This window comes from Streptomyces sp. NPDC007991 (assembly GCF_042958445.1).
In the GTDB taxonomy this organism is placed as follows: Bacteria; Actinomycetota; Actinomycetes; order Streptomycetales; family Streptomycetaceae; genus Streptomyces.
Genome location: NZ_JBIBJD010000002.1, coordinates 399268 through 413532 on the forward strand (window position 1 = coordinate 399268; position 14265 = coordinate 413532).

A 14265-nucleotide genomic window follows, 5' to 3' on the forward strand; every position below is an offset into this window, starting at 1 on the left:
ACATGCACCAGCCCGCTCGCGCGTCGCACAACCTGGACGTGCCGTCCTCGTTGTCAGCGATGTGCCTCGCGCGAACACACGACCGGCCGACCGACGAGCGACTTCCGCGCGGTCGGTGATCGGCGACGAACCGGCGCTGCGGGCGGCCTACGGGCTGTGCCGGCGCCGGACCAGGGAACAGGACCCGGCGGAGTACGCGCTGATCCAGCTCGTGCCCGCGACGCTGCGCCCGGCCTGCTGGGCGCTGTGGGCGGCGGCCAACGCACTCGACGACCTCGGCGACGACCGCACCGCGCCCGCCGAGCAGCGGGCCGCCCGGGTCGAGGAGTGGATCACCGCCCTGCACCGCGAACTGCCCGCCGGCACCAGCCCGGACCCGATCCGCCACGCCCTGGTCGACACCGCGGCACGCTGGCGCCTGGACCTGTCCGAACTGCACGGCGCCATGGTCCAGGTCCAGGACGACACCCACGGCAGGCACTTCACCGACTGGGCCGCGTGGCGCACCTGGGGCCGGGACAACCTGCTGCCCTGGTTCGGCCAGGTCCGTACGCTCTTCGACCGGGCGGGCGTCCCCGTGGCGCTCCGGCTGGACGCCCGGGAGAGCTACGAGGAGTTCCTCGACGGCGTCCGGCTCACGGACATCCTCACCGACCTGTCCGCCGACCTCGCCCAGGGCGACCTCCTCCTGCCCGACGAGGCCCTGCGGCCCTACCCGGGAGCCGCCGACGACCTGGCGCACCGGCGCTGGAGCCCCGCCGTCGCCGCCCTGGTCACGCAGCTGACCGACCTGGCCCGCCAGTGGGTGACCCAGGACGGCCTCAGCCGCGGCATGCACCCCGGACCGGCCACCGTCCTGCACACCATGGCCGCCCTGCTGCGCGCCCAGCTCGACGCGATCGGCTCCGCCGGCCCGGCCCTCCTGCGGCGCCCGCCCCGGCCCGCGCTGCGCACCCGGGCCCGCATCCTCGTCCCCGCCCGGGCCCGCGCCGCCCTGGCCTGGAGCCTCACTCCGCCGACGGTGCCGCCCCCACCGCCCGACGGCCACGGCAGCCCGCCCCCGGCCGGACGGACGACACGCACCCGGAGTTTCCGGCCCCCGCCACCGCACCCCGGCGGGCATCGGCCCCCGCACATCCCGCCGGACCGCCTCCCCGCCCATGTGGCCGTGATCATGGACGGCAACGGCCGCTGGGCCCAGCAGCGCGGCCTGCCCCGGCACGAGGGACACCGGGCCGGCGCCGCCGCCGTCCGCGAAGTGGTGCACGGCGCCCTGGACATCGGCCTGCGGCACCTGACGCTCTACACGTTCTCCACCGAGAACTGGCACCGCGACCCGCGGGAGGTCGACGCGATCCTGGACCTCCTGCGCCGCGAGGTCGTCGACGACCCCTTCCGCGACCTCGACGTCCGGCTGCGCTGGCACGGCCGCACCGGCCGGCTGCCGCCCGACCTGGCCGACCTGCTCCACCTGCGGGAGCGCACGACCCGGACACGCACCGGCCTGACCCTGACGATGTGCATCGACTACGGCGGCCGCGACGAACTCACCCGCGCCGCCGCGTCCCTCGCCCGCCGGGCCCGGGCCGGCCGGCTGGATCCCGACCTGATCGGCGAGGAGGACTTCGCACGACACCTGCCCCACCCGGACATGCCCGACGTCGACCTGCTCTGGCGCACCGGCAACGAGCAGCGCACGTCCAACTTCCTGCCCTGGCACACCGCCTACGCCGAGCTGTACTTCACGCCGGACCTCTGGCCCGACACCGACCGCCGCCACCTGTGGCAGGCGATCACCACGTACACCCACCGCCAACGCCGCCACGGCACCGCCCCGACGTCCACGCCCTGACCCGAACACCGATGAGGCCTCTGCCGAAGCCCTTTCACGTGCCAGGTGCTCGTAGGCGCGGTCCCCGTCGGCTCCTTCGACCGCTCTACCAGCCGCAGGTACACGCCGAGAGCCTCGGCCGGGCGCGTTTCGCCCGACAGATCGGCGAGCTGCTCCCACTGCCGGTCACCCCTATACAAAAGATCTTGTATCTTGATATACTCCAGTTGATATACACAGGAGGGCACCCATGAGTCGCACCGTGATCGACCTCGACGACGAGGCCTTGGAAGAAGCGGCCAAGGAACTCGGCACCACCACCAAGCGCGAGACCATCAACACCGCCCTGCGGGAAGTCACGGCCCGTTACCGGCGTCTGCGCGCGCTCGACGAAGCTCGCGAACTGGTGACCGACGGCGCGCTGGACATGGACCTTCTCCTGGACAAGAGCAAGTACCGGCCCACGAGCACAGCCGACGGCGCCTCCGGCACCGGAGCGCATGAGTGACCGTCGCCGATTACCTCATCGACACCTCCGCGCTCGCCCGCGTCCTGCTCCGCCAGAACACGGCCGACTGGGATGACAGGATCGGCGCCGGCCTCGTCGCGATCTGCGACATCACCGAACTCGAGGTCCTCTACTCAGCCCGTTCGGCCGCAGACCGTAGGCGTTTGAAGGCGGCGCTCGACGCCCACTACGTCTGGTGCCCCATGCCGGACGGCGTCTACCGCCGCTCCCGCGTCGTCCAGGAACAGCTGACCGCCAAGGGTGAGCACCGCAGCGCGGGCCCCGTCGACCTCCTGGTGGCTGCCGCCGCCGAGGAAGCGGGGCTCACACTGCTCCACTGCGACCACGACTTCGACACCATCGCCCGCACCACGGGACAGCCGGTCCGCACGATCGACCTCAGGCAGTAGAGCCTCCACAGCCGCACAGTTGACCGCAGGTCACAGCCCTGCACTGGTGGGGCGGGTGGGACTCGAACCCACTGCCGAAGGATTAGAGTCCTTCTTGGATCTTCCGATCTATGTCTGATCTTGCCTCGAACTTGCCATAATTGCAGGTCAGAGACCCTGCGCAGTTCTGGCTCCGCGTCGGCCTTCGTGATCCTTCCAGGTCCTTCCTCCCCTGCGTGTCCCCTGGCGGTCAACAGAGCCCCCCGCGAACAGGGGGCGTCGGGCGGCATCAGCCCAGGTCGAGTAACGGGGGCCCTCTTTCACCACCTCCGGCAGCGGAAATGCCTTCCGACGGGAAGAGCCGGCCCCTGTCCCTGTCGTTCTCCCCTCGCCGATGAGGTCTCTGCCCGAGCCCTTTCACAACCCGTGCCGGTCGAGGATGCTCATCAGCTTGCGTCGGCGTTTGAGTTCCGCCCGCAGGCCTGCGAGATACCCGGTGAACGCGTCCTCGGTCCCGAGCGCGCGATGGCAGTCACGGGCCGCCAGGAGCAACCCGGCCAGGTGCTCGTAGGCACGGTCCCCGGTCGGCTCCTTCGACCGCTCGACCAGCCGCAGGTACACGCCGAGCGCCTCAGCCGGACGTATCTCGCGCGACAGGTCGGCGAGTCGCTCCCACTGCCGGTCGTCCGCGCGGTCGGCCGCCTCGTGCCAGGCGGCGTCCAGGTCGCCGTCGTCGAGCAGCGCGTCGATCAGCACGGGCCCGCCGTACCGGCCGCCGCGCTCACGACGGGCGTCCTCCCTCAAGATGGCCAGCGCCGCCGCGCGTTCGCTCTCCCAGCAGTCTGCCGCCCGGGCGGCGGAGCGCAACTGCCGGTAGGCGGCGAGAGACCGCTCGACACGGAACCGGTCCCGGCGCACCGCGAACGCGTCCGCCACCCGCCCCGTCGTCGCGTACCGGCCGCACACATGGTCGACCAGACGGCTGTCGATGTGCGTCTCGGCGGCACAGTCCCGCAGTCCCCGCTCGGCCCAGGCGAGTGCCTCTTCCGTGCGGCCCGCCGTCTCCAGTTCCTCGGCGATGAGCAGATGGGTGGCACCGGACGGATCGAGGTCCTGCTCATACAGGGCGACCAGTGCGTCGACGTCGCCCTCCGCCTTGACCAGGCGCTCCATCAGATACCGCTCCGCCCAGCCGGACGACCCGCGCCTGAGTGCCTCAGCGGCCAGTTGCCGCATGCGGGCCAGCCCGCTCGGCCCCAGCACGTCGGCATAGTCGAGCGGATCCAGGTCCGTCACATCACTGTCGTCGGTGAGCAGACGTTCTACCAGCCACTCCGCCAGCCGCTCCGGATCGGGGCGCGCGACCCCGCAGGCCTCCAGATGGACCTCCGCCACTGCGGCGGCGGCCTCCCCGACCGCGCCGTCCGAGTCGTCGATCTCCCCGTACGTCTCTCTCAGCACCCGGAGCGCCTCCTCCGCCAGAGCGACCGCCTGCGCGGCCTCCCCGTCGGCGGTCAAGGCGCGCAGGGCACTCGCCGCCTCGGCGACCTGTCGTCCATACCCGGAGGCATCCGCGTACTCGATGTACCCGTACCGGGCGAACGGCCGCGGATCGATCAGCGAGATGATCCGGTCCCGGACCGTACCGAGGTCAGTGCGAGCAGCGGCTGCCCGCAGCTCCAAGCGTCGGCGCAGTTCCCGGTCCTCGGCGATCTGCTCCCGCACCAGCGCCAGGAGTTGATCGCGTGACAGCGCGGAAAGCCACGCTTCCAAGCCGGAGGACCGTGCCCGCGCCGCGGCGCGCTGCTGCGGAATCGTGTTCGCACGCCGCAGCACGGTCAACCCGACCGCCACACAGTGCTTGCAGAAGTTGCCCTCCTGCCCGTACGGGCAATCGCACCATCCTGAGATCCCGTCACCCCCGCCGAGGGTGAGCTCCACCTCGTAGACATCCGTACCGTGCACCACGGCGGTGACCGAGCCGTCCCCCACATCCAGACCACTCACCGCGTCCAGATACCCCAGCCCCCGCTCGAAGGACCGAGCCCCGGCCAGCGCCCTCAGATCGTCCTCGCCGAATCCCACCACTTTCCGTGCCACACCGTTCTATATCGCCGCAGGTCAGATCCTTGACATCGGCGCCCAGGACCCCCGTCGGCCGACATTCCCTCCGCCGCCTCGACGATGACACCGTACGAGCTGTCCCCGCGTAGGCGGGGACAGGTCGTAGTGATGCGCCCCGGAGACATCGATCACCGAGGTCAGAAGCCGACAGACGTGATCCTGCCTCCGGAGTTCAGGCTCGTGCGTCCCGCTGCTGGACTTCCTTGAGGGCTCCGGCCACCGTCGCGAAGTCATTGTCCATGTGGAACACCCCGGCGGCGATGTGTCCCTCCCAGGGGCGCCAACATTGCAGGAGGCCGAGGCGTTTCCATTCGGACCACTCCCGACATAGGACGGATCAGCGGGGCCTACTGCACCCCGACCGCCTAGTTGCTGGTCAGATCGATTCTTCTCGCGTAGCGAGTGCCCGTTCGTCGGCACGTCCGGCTCGTGCAGGCCGTACAGCGCCCCGGAGGCACCGCCGCGGAACGGTGCTGCCCAGGTCGACGGTAAGGGTGGGGTTGGCGGCCGCGAGGCGGGCGTCACTGTCGCTGTGGTGACGCCCGCCATGACGGTCAGCGGGAGCAGCGTCGTGGTGACGCCGCGCAGAAGGCAACGTCTTGTGGCCGAGCGTCTTTGCTTGTGCCCGTGCCGCCCGAGCCGGAGGAGCACGCGGTGCCGGCGACGGCCACGTCGGCCGACGACGGTGCCACGACAGGACCGAGCCAAGGTGCACGGGTCAGGCCCAGGGGCTGACCGCCCTGAAGGAACTGTCGGCGCGGAAGGTGGCGTCCTTGTTGAAGAGCGTCGTGCCGTTGCTCGCGTCGGCGCGGATCCGGAGGTCCTTGTGGCGCAGGTAGCGGCCGGAGGAGTCACGGAAGGAGTAGCAGCTGCCGTCGGCCAGACCCCACGTCACGGGGTCTTCTGGCAGGGCCCTTCCGTGTCAGGTCCAGGGCTCCACGAGGACAAAGGAGCGGCTGGCCCGGTACGCGGCCGTGTTCTCGGAAGGGTCGAGCCACAACTGGAGGTCGTCCCGGTGGCGGAGGTAGCGGCCGGGGTAGTTGTACGACTCCAGGGAGACCGAACCGGCCGTGGAACCGGAACGGGGGCAGAAGGTGGCGTCCTTCTGGAAGATGGCGGATCCGTCGTCGGGGTCCAGCCGAATGCGGAAGGCGTAGTGCCGCAGGTACCTGCCCGTGGCGTCCCTGAGTGAGTAGCAGCGGGGGTCGGCCAGGCCGGGAACGAAGGTGAAGGTGGCCGCCTGCCGGGCGGCCGCGGAGCTGGTGGCGCCGACCGGGCCCAGGATGCCGAGTCGGCCGGACTGGCTCACGTAGTCGCCGGGGTGGTCGACCGACCGTAGGGCATGCCGCCCCGAAACCCGCGCCTTGGCCGTCGTCGCCGGGGCTGCTGTCGGCGTCGATGTCGATGTCGGCGTCGATGTCGGTGAGGCGGACGTTCTCGGGGACGGCGGCACGGACGGGGCGGTCGGCGACAGCGGGGCCGCGACGGCAGGCCGCGGGGCCGGCTCGTGCGATCCCGTGGCGGTGTACCAGGCAACTGCGGCAGCCGCGAGCGTGACGGCACCTGCGGCTGCCGTCGCCACGGGCTTGGCGGCCAGCCTGCCGATCGTCCGCGCCGTACGGCCTGCACCGCTCGCCGTACGCGTGCCGGCGCCGCCGGTCGCCCCGGCCGAGCCCGCCCCCAGCGCCCTGGCCAGTACCAGTCCGGCCAGGCCGACGGGCACCGGCACCAGCGCGAGGCCGGCCAGCAGCCCCTCCGCCGGTATCAGGTCGGACGAGCTCAACAGGCACTGCGGACAGTCGCGGACATGGCGTGCCAGCCGCTTGCGCCACAGCCCGGACGGCCGCCCGTCCCACGAGGCGAGCACGGCGGCCAGGTCCGGGCAGCGCGGCGTGGCCGTCACGGCTCGTACGACGGTGCGCGCCGTCTCCAGCCGTTCCTTGACCCGCTGGACCCGGACCGCGGCATGCTGCGGTGTGAGGCCGCAGGCGGCCGCGAGCTCGCCGCGGGTCAGTTCACCGGCGCTCTCCATCCACCACAGCGCGAGTACCTCGCGTTCCTCGTCCTCCAGCCAGCGGGTCGCCTCCACCGCCTCACGCCGCTGGCCCGACAGCGCAAGCCGAAGAATCGCCAGGTCGGAGAAGTCGGCCTGCGCGACTGTGTCCTGGGCGGTCTCCTCAAGGGGCTCCGCGGTGAGCCAGGTGCGCCCTCTGCGCCACCGGTCGCGGATCTGTCGCACGGTGATGGCGACGAGCCAGGACCGGAACCGATCCGGTTGCTCCAGCTGGGGCAACCCGTCCAGGACCCGCATCATCGTTTCCTGGACCACGTCGTCGACGTCGCTGTGCCCGTCCAGCGCCCGCCCGACGATGTTGTAGACCAACGGCAGACAGTCCCGTATCAGCTGTTCCGAGGCCTGCCGGTCCCCGGCCCGCGCCGCCATGACGACGGCGATGTCCGGCCGTTCCTGCGTATCCTGCGAGCGCACCCCGCCTCACCTGTCCCGTCGCCTTGCCGATGTGTCGAGGGCGACAGTGTGTCAGGAGCGAATCCGGAGGATTTGCGTGGGTCGTTTCCCAGGTGCAGCCCCACGCCTCGTCCGTTCGGTGTTTTCCGTTATGCGCGACGCGCCGGTGCGTCTCCAGTGCGTACGACTCCTGCGGACGACCCCAGACCGAGGACAGACGGAGGCAACGTTGCTTCTCTTGGCTTCTCCCTCTTGACACCCGCTCTTACCCCCCTCTAACTTTTGGCCGATTTCACGAACAATGTTCGACATTTCGAACAGAGCGTGTGTTCGCCGGACCCTTTGGCTCGCCTCCGCTCCCGCTCCGCGGCGCGAAACAAGGATGTCTTTCACCCCGTCCCGGCACCCGAAGAAAGACAGGAAACCCACATGGCAAGGTTTCTCAAACGGCTCGCGGCGATATTGGTCGCCGTCGGCCTCTTCTTCACCTCCCAGTCCCTGACCACACCTCAGCAGGCAGCCGCCGCCGACCCGGGCTACCTGATGGTGCACTTCACCGGGGAGGGGTCGACCAACCAGCAGATGTACCTCTCGCACAGCACGGACGGCCTGCACTGGAACGACCTCAACGGCGGCGGCATGGTCCTGCGCTCCACGGTCGGCACGCAGGGAGTGCGCGACCCCGCATTCGTGAGATCCCCCGACGGCAGCAAGTACTGGATCATTGCCACCGACCTGTGCATCAGCTGCGGACAGAACTGGGACACCGCCATCAACAACGGCAGCCGCAACCTGGTGGTGTGGGAGTCCACCGACCTGGTCACCTGGTCGAAGCCGTGGCTGCTCAACGTCGCCGGCGCGATCCCCGACGGCCGCAACGCCTGGGCGCCGGAGGCCATCTGGGACCCCGAGACCAACGACTACGTCCTCTACTGGGCGACGAACGTGCCCCTCAACGGCGCAACGAAGCACCGCATCTTCTACGCCCGCACCAGCGACTTCCGCACCATCACCACCCCGCAGATCTACATCGACCGCCCCGGCAGCCAGGAAATCATCGACACCCAGATCATCGAGATGCCCTCCGGAGTGGGTAACTACCGCTACGTGCGGGCCTCCGGCGACGGGCAGATCACGCTCGAAGGCAGCAACTCCATCCTGGGGACCTGGACGAGACTCGGTGACCTCTCCGGTATCGGACTGACCGGCTCCCAGGTCGAGGGCCCGATGTGGATGAAGTTCAACGGCACCAACAAGTGGGCGCTCTACCTCGACCAGTACGCCACCAACGGCGGCTACATGCCGGTCGTGACGACCGACCCGTCCAACCCCGCGACCTACCAGAGGCAGGCGTCGGGAACCTACAACATGGGCGGCACGAAGAAGCGCCACGGCTGGATCATGAACCTGACGGCCGCCGAGGAGAGCCGCGTGCTCGCCCGCTGGCCCAACACGGCGATCAACCGGCTCCAGTCGTTCAACTACCAGGACCGGTATGTGCGGCACGCCAACTACGACGTGCGCATCGACCCGAACGTCAGCCCTCTTGACGACTCCCGGTTCCGGCTGCGGCCCGGTCTGGCGGGCACCGGCACCGTCTCCTTCGAGTCGGTGAACTACCCCGGGTACTTCCTGCGGCACACCAACTACGACTTCCAGCTGGTCCACAACGACGGCACCGCCCAGTTCGCCGCGGACGCCAGTTTCTTCAAGGTCGCGGGGCTCGCCGACTCGTCCTGGTCGTCGTTCCAGTCGTACAACCACCCGGACCGGTACATCCGCCACTACGCCTACTACCTGAAGCTCGACCCGATCACCACCGCGACAGCGCGCGGCGACGCCACCTTCCGCGTGACGAACTGACCTGAAACCGGGATGCCGGCGCCTCCATGGGAGAGCGCCGGCATCCCCTTCCTCCGCCTCCCCATGCCCTCCGCATCGGAAGGGAAGTTCCGTGATCCTTCGCCATCTCAGGTTGTGGTTGGCGGGCGCCGTGGCCCTGCTCACTGCGCTGGTCTGTACACAGGGGCCCGCGTCCGCGGTCGACGGCCGCCCCTATACGAACCCGCTCAAGTCGGTGAAGGGCGCCGATCCCTGGCTGGAGTACTACGACGGCAACTACTACCTCGTCACGACGACGTTCACCGGCGTCCTGGGCATGCGCAAGTCGCCCACCCTCGCCGGCCTCGCCACCGCTCCCAACGTGCAGATCTGGTCGGACACCACCCCCACCCGCAACTCCAACATATGGGCCCCGGAGATCCACTTCTCCGACGGCCACTGGTACCTGTACTACAGCGCGGGGCAGAGCGGCACCCCGTGCTGCGGGGCGAACGGCACCCAGCGCACGCACGTCCTGGAGAGCGTCGGCACGGACCCGATGGGCCCCTACACGTACAAGTCCATGATCAACGGCCCCAACCTCTACCCGACCAACTGGCTGATCGACGCGAGCGTCCTGCAGGTGAACGGTCGGAGTTACCTGGTCGGCAGCGGAAGAACGAACAGCAGCACGCCGCCCAGCCTGGTCATCGCCCCGATGACCAACCCGTACACCGTCAGCGGCAATTGGACGGTCATCTCCACGCCGACCCTCAGCTGGGAGACCCAGGGGGCAGCCATCAACGAAGGCCCGGAAGCTCTGCAGCGTGACGGACGCACCTTCCTCATCTACTCCGCGAGCGCCTGCGACACCCCCAACTACCAGCTCGGCCAGCTGGAACTGACCGGTGCCGACCCGCTGAACCCCGCCGCGTGGACGAAGAAGCCGTCACCGGTCTTCAGCCGCAATGACGCGGCCGGCGTCTACGGCCCCGGCCACAACGGCTTCTTCACCTCGCCCGACGGCACCGAGAACTGGATCGTCTACCACGCCAACGACTCCACAACCGACCGCTGCGGCAACGAACGCACCACCCGGGCCCAGAAGTTCACCTGGAACGCGGACGGTACGCCCAACTTCGGCACCCCGGTGGCGCTCGGTACGACGCTGGCGGGTCCCTCCGGGGAGACGGCGGCCACCCCGACCGCGTACACGCTGGTGAACCGCAACAGCGGCAAGTGCCTGGACGTCGCGGGCGGCAACACCGCCGACGGCACCAACATCCTCCAGTGGACCTGCAACGGCGGCGCCAACCAGAAGTGGCGGATCGAGGACCTGGGCAGCGACACCAACCGACTGGTCAACGTCGCGACCGGCAAGGTCATGGACACCGCCAACTGCGGCACGGCCGACGGCACGGACATCCGGCAGTGGTCCTGGCTGAACAACAACTGCCAGAAGTTCCGCCTGGTGTACACGGCCACCGGTGACTACGTGCGGATCGTGAACGAGAACAGCGGCAAGGTCGCCGACGTCGCCAACTGCGGTACCACCAACGGGACCGACGTCCGCCAATGGACCTGGCTGAACAACAGCTGCCAGCAATGGCGGCTGGTACCGACCACCTGACCGCCGTCAGCCGACACTGCTGACCGCCACCGTCTTGGCAAGCAGAAGGGGGGTGCCGGCGCTCTCCTGGAGGCGCGGGCACCCCGGTCTGGTCAGCTCGTCACGCGGAAGGTCGCGTCGCCGCTCCCCGTCACCCTGGTGATCGGCGGCCGTGCGGTTGTACGACTGGAAGGCCCCGGCGGAACCGCGCTCGTCCACAGCGCACGCAGACCCGAGAGGCCGTGGACGTACCGGGGCCCCCGCACTGGAACGACATCACGAAGGTGCCTGAGCCCGCAGAGGTGTGGGGGTTGCCGGTTCTCCTCCTGCTCCCCGGCCCCAGGGGGAGCGCACCGGCAAAACCATGGTCAAGCGCAGGCAGCACCCGCCCGATTTCCCGTGCCGTCAGACGGCGCCATACCCGACCGGCGACGGGCCAAGGCGCCTCCAAAGCCCGATGTGGTCCAGTGCGCCTTCTTGGCGTCCGGGTGAGCGAGCCGGAACTCCTCGGGACGGCGCCGCGCAGCCGTTCGTGGGGAAGTTCGCGGCGTTCATCGGGCACCAGGGCGGTCTCGCCGCGGCAGCCGCTCGACGGCCAGGTCGTAGGAATCCTCGACCACGTCGATGATCAGCCGCTCGGTGATGCCGGGTCCCGGCCCCAGTGAGATCCAGTGGCGTTTGTCGAGGTAGCGGCCCGGTGTGATCGAGGTGTGGCCGCGTTCTTGCGCGCGGGCGTGTTCGGGTTCGCACTTGACCGTGATGATCTGTTCGTCCGGGTCGTCGGTGACGATCAGGAACACTTTGCCCGCGACCTTGTACACGTCGAGTCCCGGGGTGAAGGGGTAGCCGTGGCTGACGTCGGGGAGGGCCAGGGCCGCCTGGCGGGCGGTGTGCTGGAGCCGGTCACCGGCCGCGCTCACCGGGCCGCCCGCGCGCCGGTGCCGTAGGTGTTCGGGTCGACGGGCTGCTCGGCCCTGGGCAGATGGGCGACGACGAGCCGGTAGGAGTCGGTGACGAGTTCCCTGATGAGCCCCTTGTCGACGCCTTCTCCGCTCTCCAGCGTGATCCAGTGCTTCTTGTTCATGTGATAGCCGGGGGTGATGTGGCGGTACTGCTCCCGCAGGGCCTGAGCCTCACCGGGATCCGCCTTGAGGATCACCACGGGTCGCCCCGGGACTTCGGTCATCAGCATGAACACCTTGCCGCGCACCTTGAAGACCTCCCAATCAGGACCGAAAGGGTGTTCCAGCTGAGCTCCGGGGAGCTCCTCCGCGCAGTCGGCGGCGGTCTTGTGCAGGGCCGGTCCGTTCATGGGCGTTCCCTTCCTCAAGTGGTGACGGCCTGTGGCATCGAAAGACGTGGAGGGCGCGCCGCGCGGGCGCGGCGGCACGTCCCATCCTTCCGCCGCAGCCAACCACAAAGGCAGTAGGCTGCGGACACGTGATGGTCGACAGGCGACACCCTGACACGAGCGGAAGCGCAGCCGGTCCGGCTGCGGTACCGCTGTACGGTTTCCAGCCCCCGGTCGGTACTCCCTACGGCCTTGAAGTGAGCACCGTCGAGGACTTCTTCACCCACCACGACGACTGGCCGTGGAACCCACCCCGGCCGGGCCGCGCCACCTTCCACTACCTCATCGCCGTCACTGAAGGTGAGCTGCGGCACGACGTCGACCACGTCACGCGGACCGTCGCCCCCGGCCAGTGGCTGTGGGTGCGTCCCGGGCACGCGCAGTGCTGGCATCCGCCCGGCGCGGCCCGCGGCCCGTTCATCCTGTTCGAACCGGACGTACTGCGGCCCGACCTCGCCCGTCTCCTGGCCCCGCTCACCGCGCACGAGGCCCCTGCCGTGCTCAGCCCGCACCCCGACGACACGGCCTGGCTCCAGCAGACGGCACTCCAACTCCTGGACGAACACCGCGCACTGGGGCGCCGCCCCCTCGACATACACCACGCCCTGCGGCGCAGCCTGCTCGAATCACTGCTGCTGCGCCTGGCCAACTCCCCCGGCATCGCCCCCATCGGCACAGCCACGACCACGGCCGGCGCCGGCCGCGCCGACAGGTACGGGCGCTTCCTGGACGCCCTGGAGCTGCACTTCCGCGAACTGCACCAGGCCGCGGACTACGCCGAACTGCTCGGCTGCTCGGTCCGCACCCTCAGCCGCACCGCCAGGGACGCCACCGGCAAGGGAGTACGCGACCTCATCGACGAGCGGCGCCTCCTCGAAGCCCGGCGCCTGCTGGGAGCCGCCCGGTGGGACGCCCGGACCGTGGCCGTCCACCTCGGCTTCACCGACCCCGCGAACTTCGGCCGCTTCTTCCGCGACCGCACCGGCCTCACCCCGGCCGCCTACGCGGCCCACGAAGCGAGGACCGACGCTTGACGGAAACGCGGCGAACGCCGGGCTTGCCCGTCAGGAGGCAATGGCTGTCTTCGCAGTCTGCGCGTTGTCGCACCGCTCCCTGTCAAGGGCCCGCCGGATGAACTCCTCACGCGTCGCGCTGGAAGCGCGCGACGCAGCCGCATGATCCACCGTTATGTCGAACCCGTGGAAGCTCCCGCCCCACATGTGCAGATCGACGCTCACTCCCGCCTCGGACAGGCGGCCGGCGTAGCTCAGGATCTCGTCGCGGAACCCCTCGGCCGAGCCGGCGTCGATGTAGGTGCGCGGCAGCCGGCTGGGGTCCTCGGCGCGGGCCGGCGCGGCGTACTGCGACACGTCCGGGCCGCCGCGCCGCTCGCCCAGTACGGAGATCCACGCGTACAGGTTGCTGTGGCGGTCCCATACGCCTTCGCGGTCCACCATGCGACTGCTGTGCGTCTCGAAGCGGTCGTCGAGCATGGGGCAGATCAGAATCTGGTGGCTGAGCGAGGAAAGGCGCGGTCCCGGGCGAGCAGCGCGGTCCCCGCCGCGAGGCCGCCGCCACCACTGACTCCGGCGATCATGAGGCGCTCGGGGTCGATACCGAGCTCGGCCGCGTTCTTCGCCATCCACACCAGGCCCGCGTAACAGTCCTCGACCGGCGCGGGATCGGGGTGATCCGGCACCAGTCGGTACTCGACCGACACGACGACCGCACTCCCCTCGATCACATGGGGAAGGAGATGACTCACGTGGTCCCGGCGCCCCCCATGATCATCCCGCCCCCGTGGAGGCTGAGGATGCCTCCCTTGGGACCTCGGTCCTCGACGGGGCTGAGGATCAGCACAGTGATGTCCGGCTCGCCTTCCGGCCCGGGTACCTGGCGCTCCTCCACCCGCACTCTGCCGCCCACCGTCAGAGCCTCCGAATCCACCCCGGGGGAACCCACGGCGATCTGCCGTCGGATCTCGCGGAGGGTCTCATCCGTCAAGGCCGGAAAAACAGCGCCCCGCGCCTCCTCGACGGGCGCGAGCTCCGGGTCCAGCGGGGGCCGGAGGTCGTGGCACCGAAACAGTCTACTGCTGTCTGGTCTGTCATCTGTTCTCTCCTTCGGGAACGACGGGGGGCGGAGGCGTTCTCCTCCGGGCTGAA

The 14265-nt window shown here is 69.8% G+C and carries 11 protein-coding genes and 1 pseudogene; 6 read left to right on the forward strand and 6 right to left on the reverse strand.

Annotation, left to right across the window (positions count from 1 at the left end; translation table 11 throughout):
- The first annotated feature begins 115 nt into the window (after positions 1–115).
- The 3 genes from uppS (at position 116) to ACFZDA_RS05960 (ending at position 2749) form a co-directional block, all read left to right on the forward strand.
- Entirely contained in the window at positions 116–1852 is a 1737-nt protein-coding gene (gene uppS / locus ACFZDA_RS05950) for a polyprenyl diphosphate synthase (RefSeq protein ID WP_391075523.1), read from the forward strand.
- 229 nt (positions 1853–2081) lie between these two features.
- Positions 2082–2339: a type II toxin-antitoxin system VapB family antitoxin gene (locus ACFZDA_RS05955; protein WP_391075526.1), complete on the forward strand. Its 258-nt coding sequence runs from the start codon at positions 2082–2084 to the stop codon at positions 2337–2339.
- Positions 2336–2749, forward strand: a complete 414-nt coding sequence (locus tag ACFZDA_RS05960; RefSeq protein WP_391075529.1) for a PIN domain-containing protein — start codon at positions 2336–2338, stop codon at positions 2747–2749. The genes ACFZDA_RS05955 and ACFZDA_RS05960 overlap by 4 nt, the downstream gene beginning before the upstream one ends.
- A gap of 396 nt (positions 2750–3145) precedes the next feature.
- Here ACFZDA_RS05960 and ACFZDA_RS05965 read toward each other — a convergent pair whose 3' ends face one another.
- The 3 genes from ACFZDA_RS05965 to ACFZDA_RS05975 all read right to left on the reverse strand — a co-directional run bounded on the left by ACFZDA_RS05965 (position 3146) and on the right by ACFZDA_RS05975 (position 7340).
- Complete coding sequence (locus ACFZDA_RS05965; protein WP_391075532.1) at positions 3146–4828, reverse strand: SWIM zinc finger family protein; 1683 nt, start codon at positions 4826–4828, stop codon at positions 3146–3148.
- A 742-nt stretch (positions 4829–5570) separates the two neighbouring features.
- A complete protein-coding gene (locus ACFZDA_RS05970; protein ID WP_391075534.1) occupies positions 5571–5747 on the reverse strand; it encodes an AbfB domain-containing protein in 177 nt (58 codons plus the stop codon).
- A gap of 27 nt (positions 5748–5774) precedes the next feature.
- A complete protein-coding gene (locus ACFZDA_RS05975; protein ID WP_391075537.1) occupies positions 5775–7340 on the reverse strand; it encodes a sigma-70 family RNA polymerase sigma factor in 1566 nt (521 codons plus the stop codon).
- A 408-nt stretch (positions 7341–7748) separates the two neighbouring features.
- On the opposite strand from ACFZDA_RS05975, the gene ACFZDA_RS05980 reads away from it, so the two are divergent.
- Both ACFZDA_RS05980 and ACFZDA_RS05985 read left to right on the forward strand, forming a co-directional pair.
- On the forward strand, positions 7749–9182 hold the full coding sequence (locus ACFZDA_RS05980) for an AbfB domain-containing protein (RefSeq protein WP_391075539.1): 1434 nt from the start codon (positions 7749–7751) through the stop codon (positions 9180–9182).
- A gap of 94 nt (positions 9183–9276) precedes the next feature.
- Positions 9277–10770 (forward strand): family 43 glycosylhydrolase, encoded by a 1494-nt coding sequence (locus ACFZDA_RS05985; protein ID WP_391076778.1) that lies wholly within the window; start codon positions 9277–9279, stop codon positions 10768–10770.
- 530 nt (positions 10771–11300) lie between these two features.
- Here the strand turns inward: ACFZDA_RS05985 and ACFZDA_RS05990 are convergent.
- The gene (locus ACFZDA_RS05990) at positions 11301–11669 is read right to left on the reverse strand and encodes an MmcQ/YjbR family DNA-binding protein (RefSeq protein ID WP_391075542.1); all 369 of its coding nucleotides are present in this window, start codon (positions 11667–11669) and stop codon (positions 11301–11303) included.
- On the reverse strand, positions 11666–12061 hold the full coding sequence (locus tag ACFZDA_RS05995) for an MmcQ/YjbR family DNA-binding protein (RefSeq protein WP_391075544.1): 396 nt from the start codon (positions 12059–12061) through the stop codon (positions 11666–11668). The genes ACFZDA_RS05990 and ACFZDA_RS05995 overlap by 4 nt, the downstream gene beginning before the upstream one ends.
- A 236-nt stretch (positions 12062–12297) precedes the next feature.
- On the opposite strand from ACFZDA_RS05995, the gene ACFZDA_RS06000 reads away from it, so the two are divergent.
- Complete coding sequence (locus ACFZDA_RS06000; RefSeq protein WP_391075547.1) at positions 12298–13134, forward strand: helix-turn-helix domain-containing protein; 837 nt, start codon at positions 12298–12300, stop codon at positions 13132–13134.
- A gap of 30 nt (positions 13135–13164) precedes the next feature.
- On the opposite strand, the pseudogene ACFZDA_RS06005 reads toward ACFZDA_RS06000, so the two are convergent.
- A pseudogene (locus ACFZDA_RS06005) lies at positions 13165–14211 on the reverse strand (alpha/beta hydrolase fold domain-containing protein).
- Between the last annotated feature and the right edge of the window lie 54 nt (positions 14212–14265).